The sequence below is a fragment of the Helicobacter sp. 219-2 genome (assembly GCF_030053225.1).
Lineage (GTDB): Bacteria > Campylobacterota > Campylobacteria > Campylobacterales > Helicobacteraceae > Helicobacter > Helicobacter pylori_C.
Window position 1 is genome coordinate 1,507,353 of sequence record NZ_JASGBS010000001.1, and the last position, 22,743, is coordinate 1,530,095.

General features: G+C 40.0%; 23 protein-coding genes. 4 read left to right on the top strand and 19 right to left on the bottom strand.

Features of this window, described 5'->3' with window-relative positions; translation table 11 throughout:
* Positions 1 to 20: 20 nt before the first annotated feature.
* The 19 genes from P6280_RS07285 to P6280_RS07375 form a co-directional block, all read right to left on the bottom strand.
* Positions 21 to 596, bottom strand: a complete 576-nt coding sequence (locus P6280_RS07285; protein ID WP_283237402.1) for a ComF family protein — start codon at positions 594 to 596, stop codon at positions 21 to 23.
* Positions 584 to 1,159, bottom strand: a complete 576-nt coding sequence (tmk, locus tag P6280_RS07290) for a dTMP kinase (RefSeq protein WP_212847982.1) — start codon at positions 1,157 to 1,159, stop codon at positions 584 to 586. Before tmk ends, P6280_RS07285 begins: the two co-directional genes overlap by 13 nt.
* A 1-nt stretch (position 1,160) precedes the next feature.
* On the bottom strand, positions 1,161 to 1,634 hold the full coding sequence (coaD, locus tag P6280_RS07295; protein ID WP_283237403.1) for a pantetheine-phosphate adenylyltransferase: 474 nt from the start codon (positions 1,632 to 1,634) through the stop codon (positions 1,161 to 1,163).
* Positions 1,634 to 2,197: a UbiX family flavin prenyltransferase gene (locus P6280_RS07300; protein ID WP_217600576.1), complete on the bottom strand. Its 564-nt coding sequence runs from the start codon at positions 2,195 to 2,197 to the stop codon at positions 1,634 to 1,636. Before P6280_RS07300 ends, coaD begins: the two co-directional genes overlap by 1 nt.
* A gap of 9 nt (positions 2,198 to 2,206) precedes the next feature.
* Entirely contained in the window at positions 2,207 to 2,863 is a 657-nt protein-coding gene (flgA, locus tag P6280_RS07305; RefSeq protein WP_283237404.1) for a flagellar basal body P-ring formation chaperone FlgA, read from the bottom strand.
* Positions 2,860 to 4,905, bottom strand: coding sequence for a DNA helicase UvrD (uvrD, locus tag P6280_RS07310; protein ID WP_283237405.1), 2,046 nt, complete (start codon positions 4,903 to 4,905; stop codon positions 2,860 to 2,862). The genes flgA and uvrD overlap by 4 nt, the downstream gene beginning before the upstream one ends.
* Positions 4,905 to 7,445 carry a tetratricopeptide repeat protein gene (locus P6280_RS07315; RefSeq protein WP_283237406.1) on the bottom strand — a complete coding sequence of 847 codons (2,541 nt, stop codon included), beginning with the start codon at positions 7,443 to 7,445 and terminating at the stop codon, positions 4,905 to 4,907. Before P6280_RS07315 ends, uvrD begins: the two co-directional genes overlap by 1 nt.
* Before the next feature lie 9 nt (positions 7,446 to 7,454).
* Positions 7,455 to 8,702: a serine--tRNA ligase gene (gene serS, locus P6280_RS07320; RefSeq protein ID WP_283237407.1), complete on the bottom strand. Its 1,248-nt coding sequence runs from the start codon at positions 8,700 to 8,702 to the stop codon at positions 7,455 to 7,457.
* Positions 8,703 to 9,500, bottom strand: coding sequence for a carbon-nitrogen hydrolase family protein (locus P6280_RS07325; RefSeq protein ID WP_283237408.1), 798 nt, complete (start codon positions 9,498 to 9,500; stop codon positions 8,703 to 8,705). It abuts the gene before it with no gap.
* A 3-nt stretch (positions 9,501 to 9,503) separates the two neighbouring features.
* Positions 9,504 to 9,773: an exodeoxyribonuclease VII small subunit gene (locus P6280_RS07330; RefSeq protein ID WP_140519020.1), complete on the bottom strand. Its 270-nt coding sequence runs from the start codon at positions 9,771 to 9,773 to the stop codon at positions 9,504 to 9,506.
* 9 nt (positions 9,774 to 9,782) lie between these two features.
* Positions 9,783 to 10,523 (bottom strand): bifunctional demethylmenaquinone methyltransferase/2-methoxy-6-polyprenyl-1,4-benzoquinol methylase UbiE, encoded by a 741-nt coding sequence (ubiE, locus tag P6280_RS07335; RefSeq protein WP_180635644.1) that lies wholly within the window; start codon positions 10,521 to 10,523, stop codon positions 9,783 to 9,785.
* A 43-nt stretch (positions 10,524 to 10,566) separates the two neighbouring features.
* Entirely contained in the window at positions 10,567 to 11,013 is a 447-nt protein-coding gene (hemJ, locus tag P6280_RS07340) for a protoporphyrinogen oxidase HemJ (protein ID WP_096532937.1), read from the bottom strand.
* Positions 11,014 to 11,023: 10 nt separating this feature from the next.
* On the bottom strand, positions 11,024 to 11,596 hold the full coding sequence (locus P6280_RS07345) for a YigZ family protein (protein ID WP_000854156.1): 573 nt from the start codon (positions 11,594 to 11,596) through the stop codon (positions 11,024 to 11,026).
* Positions 11,583 to 12,713, bottom strand: coding sequence for an ABC transporter permease (locus tag P6280_RS07350; RefSeq protein ID WP_283237409.1), 1,131 nt, complete (start codon positions 12,711 to 12,713; stop codon positions 11,583 to 11,585). Before P6280_RS07350 ends, P6280_RS07345 begins: the two co-directional genes overlap by 14 nt.
* The gene (locus P6280_RS07355) at positions 12,710 to 13,807 is read right to left on the bottom strand and encodes an ABC transporter permease (protein WP_283237410.1); all 1,098 of its coding nucleotides are present in this window, start codon (positions 13,805 to 13,807) and stop codon (positions 12,710 to 12,712) included. Before P6280_RS07355 ends, P6280_RS07350 begins: the two co-directional genes overlap by 4 nt.
* Positions 13,808 to 13,818: 11 nt before the next feature.
* Positions 13,819 to 14,808 carry an HlyD family secretion protein gene (locus P6280_RS07360; RefSeq protein ID WP_283237411.1) on the bottom strand — a complete coding sequence of 330 codons (990 nt, stop codon included), beginning with the start codon at positions 14,806 to 14,808 and terminating at the stop codon, positions 13,819 to 13,821.
* An 11-nt stretch (positions 14,809 to 14,819) separates the two neighbouring features.
* On the bottom strand, positions 14,820 to 16,352 hold the full coding sequence (locus P6280_RS07365; protein WP_283237412.1) for a TolC family protein: 1,533 nt from the start codon (positions 16,350 to 16,352) through the stop codon (positions 14,820 to 14,822).
* Positions 16,349 to 17,698 carry a hemolysin family protein gene (locus tag P6280_RS07370; RefSeq protein ID WP_000533315.1) on the bottom strand — a complete coding sequence of 450 codons (1,350 nt, stop codon included), beginning with the start codon at positions 17,696 to 17,698 and terminating at the stop codon, positions 16,349 to 16,351. The genes P6280_RS07365 and P6280_RS07370 overlap by 4 nt, the downstream gene beginning before the upstream one ends.
* A gap of 98 nt (positions 17,699 to 17,796) precedes the next feature.
* Positions 17,797 to 19,398 carry an inorganic phosphate transporter gene (locus tag P6280_RS07375; RefSeq protein ID WP_283237413.1) on the bottom strand — a complete coding sequence of 534 codons (1,602 nt, stop codon included), beginning with the start codon at positions 19,396 to 19,398 and terminating at the stop codon, positions 17,797 to 17,799.
* 140 nt (positions 19,399 to 19,538) lie between these two features.
* Between P6280_RS07375 and P6280_RS07380 the strand changes: the two genes are divergently transcribed.
* Genes P6280_RS07380 through tal form a run of 4 tightly spaced genes read left to right on the top strand, consistent with a single transcriptional unit; the run spans position 19,539 to position 22,732 of the window.
* Positions 19,539 to 19,808, top strand: a complete 270-nt coding sequence (locus P6280_RS07380; RefSeq protein ID WP_000569298.1) for a NifU family protein — start codon at positions 19,539 to 19,541, stop codon at positions 19,806 to 19,808.
* An 11-nt stretch (positions 19,809 to 19,819) separates the two neighbouring features.
* Positions 19,820 to 20,431, top strand: coding sequence for a hypothetical protein (locus tag P6280_RS07385; RefSeq protein ID WP_001168614.1), 612 nt, complete (start codon positions 19,820 to 19,822; stop codon positions 20,429 to 20,431).
* 3 nt (positions 20,432 to 20,434) lie between these two features.
* Positions 20,435 to 21,778 carry a UDP-N-acetylmuramoyl-L-alanyl-D-glutamate--2,6-diaminopimelate ligase gene (locus tag P6280_RS07390; protein ID WP_283237414.1) on the top strand — a complete coding sequence of 448 codons (1,344 nt, stop codon included), beginning with the start codon at positions 20,435 to 20,437 and terminating at the stop codon, positions 21,776 to 21,778.
* Between the two features lie 3 nt (positions 21,779 to 21,781).
* Positions 21,782 to 22,732, top strand: coding sequence for a transaldolase (gene tal, locus P6280_RS07395; protein WP_283237415.1), 951 nt, complete (start codon positions 21,782 to 21,784; stop codon positions 22,730 to 22,732).
* Positions 22,733 to 22,743: the final 11 nt, after the last annotated feature.

Consider the following 22,743-nt stretch of genomic DNA (forward strand, 5'->3'; position numbering starts at 1 on the left):
TTAAAAATTAAAATTATAACTCATTCATCTGCGCTGCAAAGCGCGATTGCAAAGTGCGCTTTGATGTTTAGGGTTTTGAGGTATTTTAGGGCTTCTTTTAGGGTGGTGCCGGTGGTGATAATATCATCTAGCAAGAAATAATCTAAATCTTTATCGCCTTTGAAGGTGAAATTCCGTGGGTTATTGGCGCGAAATTCTAGGCTTTTTCCGGCATACGAAACAGCATTAGTAGCCCTTAAACGCCCGTAAGTGGGTTTTAAATTGCCTTGACAAAAGCCTTTTAAAAGCGTGGCTGAATGCGAGTAAAAGGATTTGATTTTATCATCAATGGCGATGCCATAAAGGGGGGTATTCAAGCCTTTTTCTTGTAGGATTTTCACAAACTCTGCACCGGCTTTTTGGGAAAGCAAGGGCAAAATGCGAGAGCCAATCAGCGCGTATTTGCTTTTAATGAGCTCTTCTATTTCGCTATAAGCGTAAAAACTATACACGCTCACGCCCTCTAAAACCCTTACTTTTAAGCTTAAGGGCAAATCGTTCAAGCAGTTTGGGCAAAGGGGCTTAAAAGAAAGCTTCAAACAAGTCAAACAACGCATTCAATAAAGGCTGCAATCTGGCGGTGCAGATCCCCAACGCTTTTTTGAGCGTCTAATTCCAAAACTTCGCACCCGAATTTTTCTTTTAACGCGTAAGCGTGAGTTTTGAGCTTTTGCTGGATTGTGAGTAATTTTTCTGTGCCTTGGTTTTCTATTTTGTCTAAACTTTTAAGGCTTAAGCGCTGTTTTAAACCCTCTTTGTCTATCACTAACAGAATGATTTTTTCAGGCAAGACGCTTTGAGTGGCAAGCAGGTTTAATTCCAGGCTTGAAAATTGGCTATAAGCCATGCCAGAAATCAAACTCCTGTCGCTAATGATGAGCTTTTTTTCTTTCAATGCCGGTTTTATCACGCTTTCTATATGCTCAGCCCTATCGCTTAAGAATAAAAACGCTCTAGCCAATTCACTGATGTTTTCATTTAAAGCGATATGCCTTAAACTCTCGCCCATTCTCGTCCCCCCTGGCTCTTTGGTAAAAAGGGCGTTTTTAAACCGGTCTTTTAATAATCCTACTTGAGTGCTTTTGCCCGCGCCATCAACGCCTTCTAACGCCACATACATTTTAAACCTTTGAAATAAAAGGGTGGATTTCTTTAGGCACTAAATGGCTCGCATCGCCCTTATGCGCGATAATGGATCGCACGATAGAAGAGCTTATGAAAGCGTTTTGCAAAGTGGGCATGAAATACAAGGTTTCTAATTCGTGGTTTAAGGATTTGTTCGCATAGCCCATTTGCAATTCGTATTCAAAATCGCTCACCACCCTTAAGCCCCTAACTAACACCTTACAATGATATTCTTTAGCCAGATTGGCTAATAGCCCTTCAAACGCCACGCATTCTACATTTTTAAAACTTTTAGTGGCAAGCTGTATCATTTCTAAGCGCTCTTTTAAACTAAACATGGGGTTTTTAGCGCTTGAATGCGCCACAGCGACAATGAGCTTTTCAAACAATTCACTGGATCGGTGGATGATGTCTATATGCCCGTTAGTGACCGGATCAAAAGTGCCCGGGTAAATGCCGATTTTTCGCATCAGTTCATTCCCCATCGTGGGTATAAATCATTTTCTATCCCTAAGCTGTCAAACCACTTCCCCACTAAAAAATCTTGCATCGCTTCTAAGGTCTTGCTCTGGGTGTAATAAGTCATCATCGGCGGTGCAATGATTGCATTAGAGTGGGCGAGTTTGAGCAAATTTTCTAGCATGATAGCGCTTAAAGGCATTTCTCTGGGGGCAATGAGTAAGGGGCGCTTTTCTTTAAGCATCACAGATGCGCTCCTAGAAATCAAATCCCCCCCAAAGCCATGCGCGATTTTAGCCACCATGTCCATGCTCGCTGGAATGATCGCCATTTTATGGATACCATAACTCCCTGAAGCGATGCTCGCATGGATGTCTTGCTCGTTAAAAAAAGTACCACTAGGCCGTAAATCTTTCATGGTGTTTTTAAGGTTGATGTTAGATTCTTCTAACGCCACGACATGCGCGTTTTTAGACGCCACGACAAAAACTTCAATTTCTTTGGGTAATTTTTCTAAAAACCGCAAGGCTAGGGGTATCCCGCTCGCCCCACTGATGCCTAAAACCAATTTCATGAATGTCCTTTATAAGATTTGCGCTTTAGAGCTGCTCAACACTTTTGCTTTCAGTATTTTATTGCTTTCTAAATTTTTCGCTTGAATGATTTGATTGAGCGTGCCATTTTCTAGGGCTTTTAGGCTTATTTCTATGCTGATTTGCCCCTCTTCATACACCCCGGTGATAATGTCGTTTTTACGCACGATGATTAAGGCTTGGGTTTTATCCGCGCTTAAAAGCGTGTTAGGGGGGATAAAATTTTTCGCACTCACTTTATTAATCGCGCCCTCTAATAAGGGATTAGAAAGCGCGCCAAACAAAATGCGCTCTTTTTTTGTGTTGTTAGCGGTGATGCTTTCATCTTTTTTAATCGCCCCTATGCTTTTAAAAGCCTGCATGCTGCCTATCACGCTATAACGCACCGGTAGGCGTAAATTAGGCTCATTTTCCAACCTTAAAAACACGACCCCATCTTTTTTAAGCTTGTTGGAAGTGTTTAATTCATAGCTTAAAATTGGAGCGTTAGAAAAGCGCTCTGGGATTTCTAAGTTAATGGTTTCAATTTCTAATTTTAAGTCTTTGTATTCTTTAAGGTAAGCTTCTTTAATCCCTGTTTTAAGTGCGTTTGAATCTAGAGCAAATAGCGCGTTTAAACCGATCAAAAAAAGGATTAAAATTTTCAAAACCCGTTATCCACTTTTTCTACAAATTTTGCTGAGATTTTATCATAGACATTCCCTCCGCAATTGATTTTCAAGCACAAACCGCTCAAGCCTTTTTCTACGCCTAAAACCCTACCGGTGCCAAAAAGTTTATGCCTGATCAAATCCCCCACTTTAATGGGCGTGTCTTTTTTGTGATCCTGTTTAGGGGGGTTGTCTTGCTTGAGCAACTTGGCCTCTTCTAAAAACACAGAGGGCGAGCAAGAAATTTTCCTCCCAAAATACGAACGCTCTTGAACATAAGAGAGCTGCAATCCTTCTTTAGCCCTAGTGATCGCTACGTAAGCCAAGCGCCTTTCTTCTTCTAAATCGCTTTCTTGATTGAACCCCCTATGCGGGAAAAACCCTTCTTCTAACCCGATCACAAACACATGCTTAAACTCCAATCCCTTACTCATATGCACGCTCATGCAACTCACTTTTTGCACGTTTTCTGTATTATGGGTATCTAGAACGCTTTCATTCAAAAAATCCAATAAAGAATGCGTGGGGTTAGTTTTAAAATGCTCTTTCACTAAGCTTAAAAGCTCTTTAACAAAGCCCTCTCTTTCTTCGTAATTGTCTTCTTTTTCATAGCTTTTTAAGAGGTTGGTTTCTTCTAAAAACCGAGCGCAAAACTCCTCTACTGAAATTTCAAAAGCCTCTCTCAAACGCCCTATCATAGCGATAAATTGTTTCAAAGCGTGTTCGTTTTTAGGGTTTAATTTGCCTTTAAACACCCCAAGTTTTAGGGCTTCTTCTAAATTCAAACCCTCACCATCTAAAAGAGAAAAAATCCATTCTTGAGTGATCTTGCCAAGGCCTCTTGATGGCTTGTTTAAAACGCGCTTAATAAAAAAGCGATCGTCTTTTTTAGCCGCTAAATGCATGAACGCCAAAGCGTCTTTAACCTCTGCTCTTTCATAGAAACTTACCGCTCCAATAAGCCTATAGGGGATATTCAAAGCGTTCAAGCTCTCTTCAATGCTGCGGCTAAGCCCGTTTAAGCGATACAAAATAGCGATATTTTCTAAATTTTCGCCCTTCTTTAAAAGGGCTTTGATTTGATAAGCCACATCTAAGCTCTCTTCTTTTTGCGTCAAGTATTCTTTACAAACCACGCTTTTATGCGATCCTTTAAAACTTTGAAGCGTTTTTTTGTGGCGGTGTTGGTTATGGCTAATCAGGGAGTTAGCGCACGCTAAAATTTCAGCGCTGGAGCGGTAGTTGGTTTCTAATTTTACCACCTTAGCCCCTTTAAAATGCTTGGAAAAATTTAAAATGTTAGAAATATCAGCCCCCCTAAAACCATAAATGCTCTGATCGTCATCGCCCACCACGCACAAATTATGGTGCGTGAAACTCAATTTTTTTAAAAGTTCTAATTGCAAGGCGTTCGTGTCTTGATACTCATCTACCATAATGTAATAATAGCGCTCGCTAGTTTCTTTGGCGATGGTTTCATTATCTTGTAAAATCTTAAGGCTTAAAAAAAGCAAATCGTCAAAATCCACTAAATTGTCTTTTTTAAGCGCGTTTTGATAAAGCTCATACGCTTTATAACATTCGCTATCTTGCATGCTCAAATCAATCATGCCGTTTTTGATTTGAAAAATACTGGCTCTAAAGCTTGAAATTTTGAGCTGTTTGCACAGCGTTTTTACTTCATCGCTATCTAACACCGAAAAATCGCATGCTCTTTTTAAAAGGCTCATGTGTTGCCTTAAAAACAGCAAACCAAAACGATGGAAAGTGCAAAGCAAGGGGGGGATAAGGGTTTGGTTTTTCAACAATTTCAAAGCCCTTTCTTGCATTTCTTTGCTCGCTTTATTGGTGAAAGTGAGCGTTAAAGTGTTCTCGCTAGGCACGCCACAAGCGCCAATCAAATACGCTAAACGGCTCGTTAAAGTCTTAGTCTTACCGCTCCCAGCTCCCGCTAAAATCAGCAAAGGCCCTTGAATGTGGCTTGCAGCGATTTTTTGCGCTTCGTTCAAATTGTCTAAAATGCTTTTTTCAAAATCCATTATTCTAAAAACTCGCCCTTTTTTTCTTGGTTCAAACGCTCTTTTACAAGGTCGGTGTCAATTTCAAAATCAAAATAAGGCGAAGAAAAATCAGAGGTTTTAATGGCTAAAAAATGGTTTAGCGCTGATTTGAGATCCCCTTTTCTTTGATACAACAACCCTAAAGCGTAACGGATATTTTCATTATTAGGATCGTCTAGTTTCCCAAGCTCTAGCCATAAAGCGGCGTTATTGTAATTATTTTGCGCGATATAGGTTAAACCCGCTAGGATTTTTAAGCGTGTTTCATTGTCCTTAAGATCGCTAATTAAGTTTTGATACAACGCGCTCGCTTTTTCATACTGGCCTTGAAACAAACTCACTAGCGCTAAATTTTCTAACCAATCGTTAGGGGCTTCTCTCTCTTCTAAACTGGCGATTTTTTGCTCTAATAATTTTTCTTGATGATCTAAATCATTGACCATAAATCCCATGTAAGTGTAGAAATGACGCCCCAAAATAGGCCCTTGCATGGTTTGATCCCAACTGATTTTATGCGAATCTAAAAGGGTGTAAATGCTTAAAGTATGCCGGATGCTCGCATCATAATACGAGACGATTTCATAAAAGATATTAGAGATGAGATCTTTAGGGAGCATTTTTTTCAAATTCCCAAAAGATTGCACCATCAATTTTTTATCCTTGCTCTCTTTAGCGAACACCGCTTCTAGCACATAATAAAAAGGGATCTTTTTAGGGGCGTTTTTAAGCCAGTCCATATCCCAATTGGTGCGGTAATTCAAATAAGCGATGAGCGAAGAGAGTAAAGCTTTTTGCGTGGGGCTAGAAAAATCCTGACTATAAAAATTCTCTGTGATTTCTCTTAAAAACTCCGTGGTGTCTTCGTGGGTGAAATGTGAGGCTAAAATCGCAAAAATCGCGCTCAAATAATCCGCAGAATTCAAATGAAAAGCCCTTAAAAAATGGAAATAGGCTTTGTGGTAATTTTCTAATTGCGCATAAATCAAGCCCGTATTATAATGCAAGAGCGCGTTATTGGGGCTGTTTTTTAAAGACAAATCAAAAAAAGAAAGGGCTTTTTTCAAGCGCTTGTTTTCTAACGCTTTCAACCCTTTGAGCGCGTTTTTATCCGCTATCGCCATCAAACGCCCCCTTTTAAAAGCAAGGCTTGCCCCCTCTAAATCCTTTTGTGCATCAGAGTCTAAAAGAAACAGCCCCTCTTCAATCACGCCTAAGGTTTCTTTAGAGTCTAAAACCTTAAAAGGAGCGTAATAAAAGAGCAAGCGGTAGATAAAATCCCTCTTGCCTTCAAAATATTGCGTGTTCCAAAAACGCTCTTTGGCCCTTTCTTTATCCAAAAAAACAGGGTTTATAGTGGGCTTGATGGGGTAAAAAGAGTTAGCTAATAGCGTGTCTTCTTTGGTGTGGCTGGCTAATTTTAAGGCTTCACTCGCTTTAAGGGTGTCGCCTTTTTTCAAGCTCACTAATTCCAAAGCCATTAAAGCGTTTAAATCTTTAGGGTAGTTGTGCAAATAATGCTGCAAATGCTCCAAAGCCTGCTTGTAATGGCCCAAACGCGCCTGCAAAAGCCCTAAAGCAAGCCCATCTTGAGCATTTGCGCTTTTTTGTAATTGTTTATAAGCGTTCGTTTCATCTTTAAACATCAAAAACAATTTAGACGCTAGGCGCGCGTTAGGTTTTAAAAAAGCGTTGGAATTAGGGTGCATTAAGGGCGAAAGGGCTTCAAAATACTCCCCGGCGTAATAGGATTTGAGCGCGTAAGCGTAGGAATAAAAAGACTTTTTATAGTCTTTATACAAAGTGTCTCTCGCAATTTTTAGATAATGATAATACAAATCCGCATCTTGCAAATGATAAGCGCTCACCAACGCATCAATCGCGCTCACGCTCGCATTTTCTTTAGAAGCGATGCTAGAATCAAACAAATCCAACGCCCCATTAAAGTCCTTTTCCTTAAACTTAATCACTCCTAAATTATGGCTCGCAATCCCTTGCGAAAAAGAAGCGGCTTTGTCAAACAAGTGTAAGGCTTCATCTTTTTGCCCTTGCTCATACAAAAGGCTCGCTTTTTTCATCATCGCATCCACTTGATTTTCATCGCTTCGTTTGAGGGAGTCTTTGCCGATTAAATCGGGTAAGTCTAAATTCTCTATTTGCCCCTCGGCTTCTGTGTTGTTGGCGTTGTTGGTTTCGTTAGGCGTTTCGCTATTAGTGGTAGCGCTATTAGTTTGTAAAGAAGCGGACTGGCTTTCTTTTTTATGCCCCAGCAACAAACTCAAAGCCACAATGAGCGCAATGAGCAAAAGCAATGCCCCAAGCGCGGTATAAAGCTTTTTTTTATGGTGTAAGAATTGTTTAAAAAACTCTTTAGAGCTTTTGATCTTATTGAGTGTTTGCTCTAAAGCCTGCTTAAAAGAGGGGATTTTAGAATGAATGCCCTTTAAAGGGGCTTCTTTTTCGTTTCTGTTTTCGCCCCCTTTTTCTTCTAATCCTTTAGAATTTTGCTCTTCATTCAGCACAAACTAGCCTTAAAGGTATTTTTCTAACGCCTTAGGAATGTGGATGCTCCCATCCGCTTGCTGGTGGTTTTCCATTAAAGCGACCATCGTCCTGCCTACTGCTAAAGAAGAGCCGTTTAAGGTGTGCACTAATTGGTTTTTTTGATTTTCTTTGAAGCGGATTTTGGCTCGCCTAGCTTGAAAATCCCTCGTGTTAGACACCGAGCTGATTTCTCGGTAGCAATTTTGCCCGGGCAGCCACACTTCAATATCTATCGTGTTGCTCGCGCTAAAGCCTAAATCCGCGCTGCACAATTGCACAAACCGGTGCGGCAATTCCAAAGCCTTTAAAATTTCGCTCGCGCTCTCTAGCATATGCTCTTGCATAACATCGCTTTCTTTAGGGTGCGTGATAGCCACTAGCTCTACTTTATCAAACTGGTGCTGTCTTATCATCCCTCTTGTGTCCTTGCCCGCACTCCCTGCTTCGCTCCTAAAACAAGGCGTGTGCGCGGTCATTTTAATAGGGAGTTTTTCAACGCTAACAATCGTGTCGTTGTATAGATTAGTGAGCGTTACTTCAGCGGTGGGGATCAGATACAAATTTTCATTTTCTATTTTGAAAACATCTTCTTTGAATTTGGGCAATTGCCCGGTCCCAAAAAGCATTTTTTCATTCACTAACGCCGGCGTGTAGATGATTTCAAAGCCATTTTTTTCATTAAAATCCAACATTAAATGAATGAGCGCGCGATAAATTTTAGCCCCAAAACCCCTAATGACAGAAAAACGGCTTTTGGCGAGTTTCACGCCGCTTTCAAAATCAATCCAACCATTTTGTTGAGCGAGTTCAAAATGCTCTTTGGGTTTGAAAGTGAAATTTCTAGGGGTTAAGATTTTTTTAATTTCTATATTATCTTCTTCGCTTGCGCCTAAAGGGGTTTTTTCATCCACCAGATTAGGGATTATTGAAAGCTTTAAATCTATTTGTTGTTCCAATTCGCCCACGCTTTTGGAAAGCTCATTCAGTTTGATTTTATTGTTTTCTAGCTCTTTTTTGAGATCGCTTGTATCCACTTTTTGAGCCATTTTGATACCAAATTCTTTAGAAACCCTGTTTTGAAAGGCTTGCAAGCTTTCTAATTCAATGAGTTGCTTTTTATAATGCGTGATAACTTCGCGCAAGCACTCCAATTCATCATCCATCGCATTATTACGCTTTTTTAAAGAAAGAGCCACCATCTCAAAATCTTGCAATAAAAGTTTTTTATCAATCATTCAACCCTCTTTAATCGTTCTAAAATGCCACAATTTAGCCCATTCATCTATATCGTTTTTATCCATTTGAGCGCTCAAAGCCCCCATTTTGCCCTCTAAAGAATCTTCAATAGTGCCATTAGGCAAAGCCACAAAACTATCCCCATAAAATTTCCACAAAAATTCGTTTTTTTGATTTTCTTCTACAATGATTTGGCGGTACGCTCCGATTCTATTAGCCCTAACCACCACGCAAGAAGCGCAAAAAGCGCGCATCTGGCACAAAAGCCGCCACCTTTCATTGGATTCAAAGGTGGCCACGCTGCTTAAAAGCACCACATCCACGCCCTGATTTTTAGCCTGAACCCATATTTCATCAAAATGCGCTTCAAAGCCAAACAAAGGGGCGATCCTTAAGCCGTCTCTTTCAAAGACGAGCAATTCTTTAAAAGTGCTTTTTTCATTGTCAAAAAAGCTCTCTTCATCCCAGTGAGGATAGGGAATTAAGCGTTGTTGCGTGTAATATTTCACGCTTTCTTTAGAAATAAGGGCGATTTTTTTATAGATTTTAGAATGTTCTTCTAAAAGCACTGGGGCTGAGACGATTAAGTCTAGTTCTTCGCATTTTTGCGATAAAAATTCAACCGCTCGCGCAGACTGCGCGCTGATTTCATTCAAATCCAATCCCATGTTATGGTGGAAAAAGGGGTTGATCACGTATTCAGGCAACACGATCACGCTTCGCTTGGGTATGGAGTTGAACAAGGATTGCATGAGAGTTTCTTTAAAAGACTCTAGCTGTAAAGCAAACACCCGCATCCTTTAAGCCTTTTTGTCGGGCGTTTGGAGTTTTTCATACTCTAAATAAGCGTTTTCTAAAAGCTTTTGAGCCAAAAACAACTCTTGCATGGCCGTTTTATACAAATCCATCCCGTCTTTTAAGGACAAATTCGAATCATTCAAGCGATCTATGGCTTGCTCTAGGGAATGGACATGCTCTTCAAAGCTTTTTTTAGGGGCGTTTTTAGCGTTTTTAGTGTTTTTAGTATTTTTTTGGGGGGCTTTTTCGGTTTCAAATAATTCATCTTGCATGGCATTCCTTTAGCTTTTTCTAACAAGCATGGTCGTTGAAATTTGAGCGATAGAATCTTCAGTTCTTAAAATCTCAAACCCTGCGTTTTTTAATTCATGCTTCAAACCCTCCAAACTCAAAAACCCCTCAATGGATTGCGGTAAATAAGAATAAGCGCCATAATTCTTACTGATAGCCCCTCCCACTAAAGGCAAAACCTTATTCGTGTAAAACCCTGATATTTTATCCAACCATGTGGGGTTGTCCTTTTTTAAAAATTCTAAAATCACTAAAACGCCCCTAGGTTTTAACACCCTAAAAAACTCTTTTAAGGCCTCTTGTCTTTCCACGATATTACGCAAGCCATACGCAATAGAGAGAATATCCACGCTGTTATTTTCAACGCCTTTTAAATCTTTGGCTTGAGCCTGAATGAAAGAAGCTTTGTTTTCAAGCTTCTCAAATTTTTTAATGGCTAATTCAAGCATGTTGTTAGAGGGATCAATCCCCAAACATTCCTTAAACTCTATAGTGCAATTTAAAGCGCTTTTTTGCCAAGCAATAAGCATGTCCCCCGTCCCGCATGCCACATCCACAAGCCTTAACGCTTTCTTGTTTTCCAAAAACAAAAACGCATGCTCGCAAGCCCTTTCTCGCCATTTAACATCTAAGCCAAAACTCATCAAGCGGTTGGCTTGATCGTAAGAGCTGGCTATACCATCAAACATGTTGATGATTTTTTCTTGCTTGAGGTGCTTTTCTTTTTTCATGACTTTTCTTTCTTCATGACTTTTCTTTCTTCGTGGCTTGTCTTTAAAAAGGCTTGACAACCACTAAAATCACAATGAGGATCATTAAAATCGTTGGTGCCTCATTAAACACACGATAAAACCTTGCGTTTCTTCTTGTAGGGTCTTTTTCTAGCTCGTGCATGCATTTTTTGCAATAAAAATGATAGGCTAAAAGCAAAACCACTAAAGCCAATTTAGCATGCAACCAACCCCCGCTTTTAAAGAGCGTGGGCTCTATCAACAGCATTAAAATCCCTGTAATAAGCGTGAAACCCATAGCCGGTGAAGCGATAAAAGAATAAAGCTTTTTTTCTTGGATTTGAACCACGCCTACAAACTCCTTTTTATGCGCGTTTTCGGCATGATAGACAAAAAGGCGCGGCAAATAAAATAACGCCGCCATCCACGAAATGACCGCTATCACATGGAAAGCCTTAACCCATAAAAAATACCCGCTCAAAAATTCCATACCACTCTCCCTAATTCATCTTATTTTGTTGTAAAAACGCTTGCAAATTTTCTCTCGCGCCGCTGATTTCCACTTCCACGCTTTGGTTTGAAAAATTCTTTTTGCTTAATTGTAAGCTAAATTTCTTAATTTCACGCTGAAGAGCGTCTAATTCTTTGTAAGAATAATGAGCGCTTAAAGTTTCTAACTCCACAAAATCCTTAAAAGCGTTTTCTCTTTTAGCGTTTTCTACGCACAATAACGCGCTAGTGGCATAAGCTTTCATCAAGCCCCCCACCCCTAAAAGCGTGCCTCCAAAATAACGCACGCTCACTAATCCTATATTGATCAAATCCTCTCGCCTCAAAACGCTAAGCATAGGCATGCCTGAACTCCCTTTAGGCTCGCCATCATCGCTAAAACCCTCCGTGATTTTGCCCTCTAAACAATAGCGAAACGCCGTTACAAAATGTGCGGCTTTAAAATGCTCTTTTTTCAATTGTAAAAGGGTTTTTTCAAAATCATCAAAAGGCATAAGATACCCCAAAAAGCGAGACGCTTTAGTCTGGTGCTTGGAAGCGATGAGGTTTTTAAGCGTTTTCACAAGCTTTCTTTAAAGAGCTGAGTTTGAATACACTCCCTATAAAACTCGCAATAAAAATCGCAATAAGCGCATAAAAATGGATGGAAACATCTATAAATTCCGCATGCATTTGATTCAATCGCCCTAACAAACTAATCGCATGATAAGCAGGCACTATTTGGACGAAAGCCTGTAAATAAGAGGGCAAGGATTCAAAAGGCCACACAAAACCCATCATAAAAATCAAGGGCAAAGAAGAAATTAAAACGATTTGAGTGGTGTGGGCTTCATTTTTGATCCATGCGCCCAAAAACGACCCCAAACTCAAGGTTGCAAGCATGAAGATGGAGCTATTCAAAAACACCATTAAAGCGCTCGCATGCCGTTCGATCCCATAAAAAGAAAATAACACCCCAAAATACAACAAAACAAAAACACTAAACGCTCCCATAAAGATCAAAAGCCTTGCAAATTGCCTTAAAGCGATTTGCTTTTTGTCTAAAAAGGCTAATTCCAAACGCCTGGAGCTGACAAACATGCTGCTTGCAATGAGCATCACCTGGTGTAGAATGAAAATAAACACGCTAGAGAGCGCGTAATTCAAATACCCCTCACTAGGGTTATACAAAGCGATAGGCCTAATCTTAATCCCATCTGTCCCTAATTCGGCTTCTTCTATTTGGGCGTTGCACTTGAACCTTATTTCATCATTTAAAGCGTTGATGCTCTCCACCACCGCATTCGCTAATGCGCCATAAATCAAAAAGTAATTGGAATTCGCATAAAAATCTATCGTTACAGGCACTTGCTTATGGATATTGGCTTCAAAATGCGAAGGGATATGCAAGATCCCATAAACTTTTTCTTCTTTTAAAAGCTTTTTAGCTTCCAACATAGAGGGGCTAAAAAAAGCGATTTCTAACTCGTTGGAGCTTTGCGCCATGAAGGCTAATTGCCTGGAAAGAAAGGAATTGTCTTCATCTACAAGGGCGATTTTTTGCTGCGTTACGATGTCTTTTAAATAAGGCAAAGGGTATAATAAACCATAGATTAAAGGAGCACCTATAAGGATTAACAAAACGCCCTTATGAGAAACAATCGCCCTTAATTCCATTAAAAGGATTTTAAAAAAATTCATGCGCTAGCCTTGCCTTTTTTAAAAGAAAAATAAAAAATCAAAAGCCCTAAGACTAAAAAGATTAAAAAGAACACAAGCGGCATCAGAGAATTTAAAGATTCTGTAAAATCCGTCTTATAATAGGCCTCTTGTAAAAAGAACTTCATAAAATGGCTAATAGGCAAGCAATGGCTCCAAAAATCCCCAAAAATTTCCATGTTGTTTTGCGGGTAAGTAACCCCAGCAAACGCAAAGCTTGGAGCGGTATAGACCCCAATCGCACCAGCGGTTTCAACAACGCTTTTTGAAACGCCATAAACCAACACCACAAACCCGCTCATGATGAGCGCCATTAAAACTACCACCAAAAAGACCAATGATAAATGCGCATAATGCCCCTCCATGCCAATGAGGTTAAAATAAAACGCCATGCCCATCCCCCAAAAGCTAAACACACACACATTCGCTAAAATACTGATTAAAAGCTCGCGCATGTTAGAGGTTTTTTGAATGAAATTGAGCATGCCAATCGCAATCAAAATAAGCCACATGCAAGGCAGCATCACGCTTAAAAGGTATTGCGTGTAATTGTTTTCTTCATTGTATAGCGCATGCAATTGCAAAACAATAGGCACCGCTTGGGCTTTAGCAGAAATCAAATTGGAATCTCGCACTAAAGCTTTGGTGGCTAAAGTTTTAGCGTCTAAAGTCAAAGCGGTTTGTAAAAAAGCGTTTTTGAGCGTTTTCCCCACTAAAACATATTCCGCATTATAATAAAAGGGTAAATCCACCTTTCGCCCCATTTTGATTTTTTTCTCTAAATCTTTAGGCAAAACTAACGCCCCATACACTTCAGCAGAGTTTAAAAAGCGTTTGGCTTCTAAAAGGCTAGCCACTTGGTATTTGATTTCAAGCGCGCTCGTTGCGCCTAATTCAAACGCTACCTGATGGCTTGTAGTGGTCTTATCCCAATCCACCACCACGATAGGGAGCTGTCTTGGGATTTCTTGTTTAAAGATTTGCGTGCCTAAAACCCCTAAACAAAAAGGCAATATAAAACACACGATAAACAAGAACTTGTCTTGTAAAACCCATGCGCTTATCAATCTGAACAAAACAATCCTTTCTAAGGTTTAATGGTAACTAACACGCTCATCCCTACCCTAAAATTTTCCAACTCTTCTAAGGGTATGGCCTCCACTTCATAGCTTTTCATGTCGTAAGTGTTGGAATTATTCGTCGCTTTCCAAGTCGCAAAATCCCCCATCACGCTCAAATATTTGACCCTGAATTTCGCACTTTTTTTCAACGCCGGGATATAGCCTTCAAATTCCTTGCCCACCTTAAACTCGTTCAAATACTTTTCAGGCACGCTGATTTTTAACCAACTATCCTTTAAATCTATCATTAAAACCACAGGAAAACCCTTAGGGCTAAGCTCGCCACCGCTTAAAAGCACATTACTCACTTCCCCATCAATTGGGGCTGTAGCTTTGACATCTTTTAAATAGGATTCCACCTCATTCACTTGCCCTAAAGCCTCACTCTCTTTAGCCTTAGCGGCAATCTTACTCTCAGAGCTCGCCCCCCCTAAAGCCATTTTATACTTTTGGTAAGCCGCGCTCTCGTTGTATTTAGTGCTTTCATAAGCCGCATAGGCTTCATCGCGCTTTTGCAAACTCGCCACGCCATTATCATACAAATCTTGAACGCGCCTATAAGTCTCTTTGGCTAAAGTCGCTTGAGATTTTGCCGCTTGCCAAATGTCTCTTGCAGAATTGATCGTTTCATCTCTTGAGCCTCTTTTGACTTCATCACTAAGCGCTTTAGCGGCTTTATGCCCGGCTTCAGCTTGAGCGAGCTTGGCTTCTAATTCAGGGCTAGAAATGCTAAAAACCAAATCGCCTTTTTTAATATGATCGCCTTTTTTGACAAACACCTTTTCAATGCGGCCAGGGACTTTGGAGCTCACGCTGTATTCTCTGGCTTCCAAAAACCCTTGCAGCACTTCAGCCTTAGGGCGATAGGCTAAATAAAAAAGCACGATTAGCCCTAATAATAAAGCCCCACCCCCTGTAAGAATCGCTTTATTTTTATCCAACATGCTATTTGACATGATTTTTTCCTTTAATAAACAAATTCATAAAATAAATCAATATGATCGCTTAACGCCATTAAATTCGCTAATGAAACAATGTATTTATAAGCCACGCTTTTTTGTTCCACGATGATAGAAGAAAGCGTGTTCCTCGCATCAATGACTTGGGCGTTCGTGCTTAAGCCTTGTAAAAAAGCCTGCTCTTGGAGTTTTAAATTTTCCTTGGCTAATTCCACGCTAGAAAGCAAGCTTTTGTATTCTTTCAAATAAGAAAGCGTTTCTTTATAAGTCTTATTCACTAACAATTCCATGTTCTTTTTAGCTTGGATTTGTTCGCTACTAGCTTGCAACTCCGCCAATTTGCTCGCTTGGTATTTTTGGATACGCCCTGTGGGGGAGAGTATGGGCATGCGCCCGGCCACGCCCACAAACCAACTAGGGATCATGTCTTCAAACACCGAATTGTTTTGTTTCATAAGGTAAGAGCCAAAAAAACTCACTTGGGGCAAGAATTTAGCGATCTGAAGTTTTGTGTTTTCTTTAGAAATTTGAACCTGATTTTCTAAAGTCTTTAAAGCCGGGTAAGAATTGATCGTGGAAGCAACAAAAAAGCTCAAATCGGGCAGATTTTTCTCCGTGTGGATCTCTAATTTGCTTGAAGGCGCTAGATCGTCTTTGCTAGACAAAATAGAATTGAACGAGAGCTGCGAAACTTCTAACACATCTTTAGCCTTAACGCTAGCGATATGGGCCTTATCATAAGCCACTTGAGCGCCTAAGGTTTCTACCCTAGCGATTTGCCCTACTTTTTGCATTTTCAAAGCGTTTTGGAAATGCTTATAATGGCCTTTTTCCACTTCTTCTAAAGTTTCAGCCACTTCTGCGTTTAACACCATGCCATAATACACGCTCACAAGCTCTTGAAAAGTGGAAAGCTTTTTCAAACGATACACTTCGTTAGCGTCTTTTTGCATCAAATCCGCAATGCGCACCATCGTGAATCTTGCCCCGCCCATATAAAGAGGATAAATAATGCTCAAAGCCCCAATCACCACATTTTGCTTAGAAAACAATAAGGGGGATTCTAAAGTGCTGCTCAAAGCCCCAAAACCTTGCATCACCCCTTGCATGCCCGCTTGGATTTGAGGGGTTAATACTTGAGGGGGGATATTTTGCTGAATGTTTTGCAAGCCTTGATGGATCTGGTTGGTGGCTTTTTGCACGCCCGGTTGTTTTTGGCTGGCAAAATCCATTTTAATAGGGTTAGAGAGATACACATAAAAAGCGCTCAAATCAATTTGAGGCAAGAAAGAAAGCTTGGCCGCTAATTTCATTTTACTCGCTCGCTTAATGGCGTATTCTTGCGCATGCAAGCCTTCATGGTTAGACAATACCCTAGTCCATGCGTTTTTTAAAGAGAGTTTTTGAGCGTTAGGATGATTCAAAGGCGCGCTGTCTTCAGCCATGTTCAAAGAAGAAAGATCGGTTTTAGAAACTCCATCAACAGCGTTTAAAGAGCCATTGAATAACAAGCTCAATACAAAGAGGGTTGTTTTTTTCATGCTTTGTTTTCTCCTTGATCTTTTTTACTCGCTTTTAAGCGTTTTATCCTAGCCCCATCCACGCTTAAGACCTCAAACAAATACCCATGCGAAATGATTATATCCCCCTCCATAGGCATGCGTTCTAACAAGCTAAAAACATAGCCCCCAAGCGTTACCTGCTCGCATTCTTTGTCAAATTCAATGTGAAGCACTTCTTCTACGCTCTCTAAATCCAGCATGCCCTCTAGTTCAAACACGCCCTCTTCAAGCTTGTTCACGCCCTCTTGTTTCAAGTCGTATTCATCGCTAATCTCGCCCATGATCTCTTCAATAATGTCTTCCATAGTGAGCAACCCGGCCGTGCCGCCGTATTCATCAATCACCAAAGCGGTATGGATTTGCTCTTTTTTCATTTTAATAAGGATTTGAGAAATGGAAGCACTTTCGGGGACGATGATCATTTTCCTAACGATTTGCTTGAAATCATGCATTTCAGGGGTGAAAATAGAGCGAGAGAGCAAGTCTCTGATATGCACCATACCGATAATGTTATCCTTAGACCCCTTACAATAAGGGTAGCGCGTGAAGCGGCTTTTTAAAACAATGTCTATATTTTCTTCATAGCTGTTTTCTTCGTCCAAACACACCATGTCTTTTCGTGGGGTCATGATTTCTTTAGCGCTCGTGTCAGAAAAATCCACCGCATTTTTAATGATTTCGCCCTCCACTGAATCAATAATGCCCTCTCTTAAACTCTCGCCCACAATGATTTTTAACTCTTCTTCAGAATGCGTGCCGTCATGCTCTTTAGGATTGATGCCCACTTTTTTTAAAAAGAAATGAGCGATCACATCAAATAAGCGCACCACCGGGTAAAACACGACCCAAAACACATGCAAAGGGCGTGCGGCAAAAAGAGCGGCTTTTTCAGATTTAGCGATCGCTAAAGATTTAGGCACGATCTCGCCCAACACGACATGCAAAAAAGTGATGCTTAAAAACGCTATAACCACGCTCATTGAATGGATAAAAATAGGATTTTCTCTCAAATCCATAGACTCAAACAGCGCGGCTAACAATTTTGCGATAGCGGGCTCACCCACCCAGCCTAAAGCTAATGAAGAAAGGGTGATGCCTAACTGCGTTGCGCTCAAATAAGTGTCTAGTCTTTGACTCATCTTTAAAGCGAGTTTGGCGTTGGAATTACCGATTTTAACCAGCTCTTCTAAGCGGGTTTTACGCACTTTCACAAGGGCAAACTCTGAAAGCACAAAAAAGGCGTTCAACAGCACCAATAAAAAAGCAACCATCAACATCAGAATTGATTCAGACGGATCCAAATAAGCTCCTTGATTCCTCCCCATGACTTTAAACCTAACGATAAATATAAAATAAATATAAAATCTTAGAATTTTAACATAAAAGATTAAGCCTAACTTTAAAAATCAAGCCTTTAAAAACCCTAGAAATACTTTTCTATAAAACCAAGAGCCGCAAAAAGAAGCGCCCCTAAAAGCGCAGAAACCGGCACGGTTACAAGCCAAGCGGTAACAATCTTTTTTAAAATGGAGCGTTTGATCACTTCTTCTTTATACACTTTTTTAAGCGACTTTTTTTCTTTCTTTTTCAATTCCAAAGCGATGGCGGTGTTCTTGCTTTTTTTCAAGCTCTCTAGCATGAGCGATTTTTCTTTCAAATTGGCTTTATCAAAGCGCTCTAAAAAGCCTTCAATTTCTTCTAAATCTTCCCCAAAGTGCGCCGCTACAATGTTGTCTCTGATCCTAGCAAAACGCCTTCTTGATTGCTCTCTTAAGCGTTCCCTTAAAAAGCCCACCCCAAACACCGCGCCCACCACGATATGCGTAGAGCTTACGGGCAAGCCTAATTGAGAGGCTAAAAGCACGGTAATGACTGCAGAAAGCGCGATGCAAAAAGCTTGCATTTTGTCTAATTCTGTGATTTCAGACCCCACCGTTTTAATGAGCTTTGGCCCATACAAACTCAAGCCTAAAGCAATCCCAGCTGCCCCTACTACCATAATCCACAACGGCACAGAGCTTAAAGTATTCCCCATAGGGCTATTTGCATCTTCTAAAGTTTGACTGATGGCCGCTAAGGGGCCAATCGCGTTAGCCACATCATTAGCCCCATGCGCAAAGCTTAAAAGCGCAGCGGCAAAAATCAAAGGGATATTGAAAAGTTCATTAATGCTTTCATGGCTGTTTTCTAATTGCGGGGCTTTCTTTAGCACAAACCTTTTAAAAAGGATAAAGATTAAAAGCGCAAGGATACAGCCGCAAGCCAGCTGGATTTCAAAATTCAATGCATAGAGGCGTTTTAAAACCTTAACGATCAAATACCAGCTAAATGTTAAGCTCATCAACGCCACCAAATAAGGCACGACCTTTAAAGCCGCGCTCTTTTTATCTTCTTTATAAGCGATAGTCTTTTTAATGAGCATTAAAAAAAACATGGCTATCAAAGCCCCCATTAAAGGCGAAACCACCCAACTGGCCACAATACCTGATAAAAAATGCCAATTGACAGCAGACATTCCAGCTGCTGCCATTCCAGCCCCCATAATCCCCCCCACCACAGAGTGTGAAGTGGAAACAGGAGCGCCAATTAAAGTCGCTACATGCAACCACAACGCCCCACTCAAAAGGCTAGCCAGCATGACATTGATGAAAACATGCGCATCATTAATGGATTCAGGCGAAACGATACGGCCCTTAATCGTAGAAACCACTTCCCCCCCAGCAATGATCGCTCCAAGCATTTCACAAATCCCGGCAATCAAAATCGCCCCGCCCATGCTAATGGCTTTAGAGCCTACGGCAGGGCCGACATTATTAGACACATCATTCGCACCAATATTCATCGCCATATACCCCCCAATCACAGCCGCAAAGATGAGCAACAATCCCTTAGAATTAGCCTGCCCAAAAACAAGAGCGAGCAAAGCAGCGCCAATGAGAAACAAAAGAGCCAGAGCGATCTTTAAAGTGTCTTTTTGGAGTTTTTTAGAAGCTTTTTCAAACTCCTTGATGTTTTTAATTTCCATATCGTCATAAAAACCTTGTTCTAGTAGTGGTTTTATTCTATCCAATTAGCCCTTGAGCCACTCTTAAAAAGCATTGTTTGATAAAAATGGCTCATTATATGGTATCTTAAAGTAAAATTTTAAAAATAAGGTTTTTAAAAATGATAGAATTTAGCGATGAAGATTTACAAAAACCGGTGCGTATTGTGATAGAAAAAATCCGCCCCTACTTGCTCAAAGATGGCGGTAATATTGAAGTGTTAGGAGTGAAAAGCATGAAAATTTATGTGGCTTTAGAGGGAGCGTGTAAAACTTGCTCTAGCAGTAAGATCACTTTAAAAAATGTCATTGAAAGGCAGCTCAAAATGGATATTCACCCCAATTTAGAAGTGGTGTGCTTAGAAAACGCTAAGGAGTTTCACGAGCTTTAAGGATTATAGGCATGCAAAAGTTTGATTATGAATTTAAAAAGCGCGCATTGATTAAAGAGGGATTTTTAGCGTTCAAACAAGCCCATTACGCTGAAGCGTTACGCCTTTTTTCTGAAGTGTTGTTTTTGGATAAAGACAACCAAAAAGCCAAAATAGGGGCGTTATTAAGCGATATAGCTAAAGATTTCCCTAAAGAAGCCCATAGCTTTTATGAATTGTATCAAAGCCTGATCGCTATGCAAAAACGAAGTTTAAAACACCAAGCTGAAGAGCAAATCATCAATTTGATCGCTTCTTTTGATGAGGGGCTAAACCAAATGGCTGAAAAGATTGATGCGCAAATTTCTCAAAAAAGCGAAGAATTGAATGGCATTTTGTATGCGGATTTCAAACGCTTGAGCCTGGAGCGCGGCTTTAAGGAAGCGTTTGAAGATTTGATGTTTAGCTCTAGGGTGATTTTTGACAATAAAGAGGATTTTTATGAATTTTTGAAGGAATTGAACCATTATGGCTATTATGAATTAGCGATAAATTACATTGAAAACATGCATGAGGATTCTTTTATTTACGATAAATTTTTGCGCTCTCTTTTAGAAGACGCTCTCAAATCCAATAAGGCTTAAAGAATGAAGCTTAAAAAAACCCTGACTTACCAAAACCACACCTATTCTTTTTTAAGCGATAACACGCATGAAGTTTTAGAAAACCCTAAAGAAATCCTTTTTGTCAAAACGCCTTTAAATGAAAAATACTCTCCTTTCATTGCAGAAAAAAACCTGGCTATTTTAGATTTTAACGAGCTTAAAAACTATTTTGATTTTAAAATGAAAATTGTAGGGATTACTGGCACTAATGGCAAAACGACCACAGCGAGTTTGATGTATTCCTTACTCTTAGATTTGAATAAAAAGACCGCTCTTTTAGGCACAAGAGGGTTTTTTATCAACGACAAACGCATTAAAGAAAAGGGTTTGACCACGCCCACTCTTTTAGAGCTTTATAGCGATTTAGAAGAAGCGATGCGTTTAAAATGCGAATACTTTATTATGGAAGTGAGCTCCCATGCGATTGTCCAAAAGCGCATTGCCGGGCTTGATTTTGCCCTTAAAATCCTCACTAATATCACAAGCGATCATTTAGATTTCCACAAAAGCATAGAAAATTACAAAAACGCCAAAAACAGCTTTTTTAAAGATGAGGGCTTGAAAGTGATCAACAGAGATGAAACAAACGCCCTTTTTAACCCCATTAACGCGCACACTTACGCGCTGGATAAAAAAGCGCATTTAAACGTTCAAGCCTTTTCGCTCACCCCCTCCATTAGCGCGTCTTTATGCTACCAACAAGATTTAAGAAATCCTAATCTCAAAGAAATCGCCCTTATGCATTCCCCCCTTTTAGGGCGTTACAACCTTTATAATATCTTAGCGGGCGTTTTAGGGGTCAAATTACTCACCCAATTATCGCTAGAAGCGATTACGCCGTTATTAGAAAACTTTTATGGGGTTAAGGGGCGTTTGGAAATTTTGCATTCTAAACCTTTAGTGATTGTGGATTTTGCCCACACCATAGACGGCATGCAACAAGTCTTTGAAAGCTTTAAAAACCAAAAAATCACCGCTCTTTTTGGAGCAGGAGGCGATAGGGACAAGACCAAGCGCCCTAAAATGGGAGAGGTAGCGAGCTATTACGCTCATAAAATTATCTTAACTTCAGACAACCCCAGAAGCGAAAACGAAGAAGACATTATTAAAGATATTTTAAAAGGTATCAGCGATTCTTCTAAAGTGGTTATAGAAAAAGACCGAAAAAAAGCCATTTTAAACGCTTTAGAAAATTTAAAAAACGATGAGGTGTTATTGATTTTAGGCAAGGGCGATGAAAACACTCAAATCTTTAAAGACAAAACGATTTTTTTTAGCGACCAGGAAGTCGTTAAAAACTATTACCAACATTTAAAACAAGGATAAAACATGCAAGAATTCAGTTTGTGGTGCGATTTTATAGAAAGGGATTTTTTAGAAAACGGCTTTTTAAAGCTCATTAATAAGGGGGCTATTTGCGGGGCGACGAGTAACCCTAGTTTGTTTTGTGAAGCGATCACAAAAAGCGCATTTTATAAAGATGAAATCGCTAAACTCAAAGGCAAAAAAGCTAAAGAAATTTATGAAACTCTGGCGCTAAAGGATATTTTACAAGCCTCTAGCGCGTTGATGCCTTTATATGAAAAAGATCCCAATAATGGCTACATTAGCCTAGAAATTGACCCTTTTTTAGAAGATGATGCCCCTAAAAGCATTGATGAAGCCAAGCGCTTATTCAAAACATTAAACCGCCCTAATGTGATGATTAAAGTCCCAGCGAGTGAAAGCGGACTTGAAGTGATTAGCGCTTTAACTCAAGCCTCTATTCCTGTTAATGTAACTTTAGTCTTTTCGCCTAAAATCGCTAGCAAAACCGCTCAAATCTTAGCCAAAGAAGCGCAAAAAAGAGCGGTCATTAGCGTGTTTGTCTCGCGATTTGACAAAGAAATAGACCCTTTAGTGCCAAAAAATTTGCAAGCTAAAAGCGGAATCATCAACGCTACCGAGTGCTATTACCAAATCAATCAGCATGCTAATAAGCTAACAAGCGCCCTTTTTGCCTCCACAGGCATTAAATCTCATTCTTTAGCTAAAGATTATTACATTAAAGCGCTGTGTTTTAAAAACTCTATCAATACAGCCCCCCTAGAGGCTTTAAACGCTTATTTGCTTGACCCAAACACCGAGTATCAAACCCCTTTAAAGATTACAGAAATTGAAGCGTTTAAAAAAGAACTAAAAGCGCACAATATTGATTTAGAAAACACCGCTCAAAAACTCCTTAAAGAAGGCTTGATAGCGTTCAAGCAATCCTTTGAAAAGCTTTTAAGCAGTTTTTGATTTTTAAGGGT

Bases quoted from the DNA above. Each gene is read 5' to 3' on its own strand.
- tmk (WP_212847982.1), bottom strand. From the start codon at position 1,159: ATGTATGTGGCGTTAGAAGGCGTTGATGGCGCGGGCAAAAGCACTCAA.
- P6280_RS07385 (WP_001168614.1), top strand. From the start codon at position 19,820: ATGCAAAAGTTTGATTATGAATTTAAAAAGCGCGCATTGATTAAAGAG.
- P6280_RS07325 (WP_283237408.1), bottom strand. From the start codon at position 9,500: ATGCGGGTGTTTGCTTTACAGCTAGAGTCTTTTAAAGAAACTCTCATG.
- P6280_RS07375 (WP_283237413.1), bottom strand. From the start codon at position 19,398: ATGGAAATTAAAAACATCAAGGAGTTTGAAAAAGCTTCTAAAAAACTC.
- tal (WP_283237415.1), top strand. From the start codon at position 21,782: ATGCAAGAATTCAGTTTGTGGTGCGATTTTATAGAAAGGGATTTTTTA.
- serS (WP_283237407.1), bottom strand. From the start codon at position 8,702: ATGATTGATAAAAAACTTTTATTGCAAGATTTTGAGATGGTGGCTCTT.
- P6280_RS07300 (WP_217600576.1), bottom strand. From the start codon at position 2,197: ATGAAATTGGTTTTAGGCATCAGTGGGGCGAGCGGGATACCCCTAGCC.
- P6280_RS07330 (WP_140519020.1), bottom strand. From the start codon at position 9,773: ATGCAAGATGAATTATTTGAAACCGAAAAAGCCCCCCAAAAAAATACT.
- P6280_RS07370 (WP_000533315.1), bottom strand. From the start codon at position 17,698: ATGGGGAGGAATCAAGGAGCTTATTTGGATCCGTCTGAATCAATTCTG.
- hemJ (WP_096532937.1), bottom strand. From the start codon at position 11,013: ATGGAATTTTTGAGCGGGTATTTTTTATGGGTTAAGGCTTTCCATGTG.
- P6280_RS07360 (WP_283237411.1), bottom strand. From the start codon at position 14,808: ATGTCAAATAGCATGTTGGATAAAAATAAAGCGATTCTTACAGGGGGT.
- P6280_RS07380 (WP_000569298.1), top strand. From the start codon at position 19,539: ATGATAGAATTTAGCGATGAAGATTTACAAAAACCGGTGCGTATTGTG.
- P6280_RS07390 (WP_283237414.1), top strand. From the start codon at position 20,435: ATGAAGCTTAAAAAAACCCTGACTTACCAAAACCACACCTATTCTTTT.
- ubiE (WP_180635644.1), bottom strand. From the start codon at position 10,523: ATGAAAAAAGAAAAGCACCTCAAGCAAGAAAAAATCATCAACATGTTT.
- uvrD (WP_283237405.1), bottom strand. From the start codon at position 4,905: ATGGATTTTGAAAAAAGCATTTTAGACAATTTGAACGAAGCGCAAAAA.
- P6280_RS07350 (WP_283237409.1), bottom strand. From the start codon at position 12,713: ATGAATTTTTTTAAAATCCTTTTAATGGAATTAAGGGCGATTGTTTCT.
- P6280_RS07365 (WP_283237412.1), bottom strand. From the start codon at position 16,352: ATGAAAAAAACAACCCTCTTTGTATTGAGCTTGTTATTCAATGGCTCT.
- P6280_RS07285 (WP_283237402.1), bottom strand. From the start codon at position 596: ATGCGTTGTTTGACTTGTTTGAAGCTTTCTTTTAAGCCCCTTTGCCCA.
- coaD (WP_283237403.1), bottom strand. From the start codon at position 1,634: ATGCGAAAAATCGGCATTTACCCGGGCACTTTTGATCCGGTCACTAAC.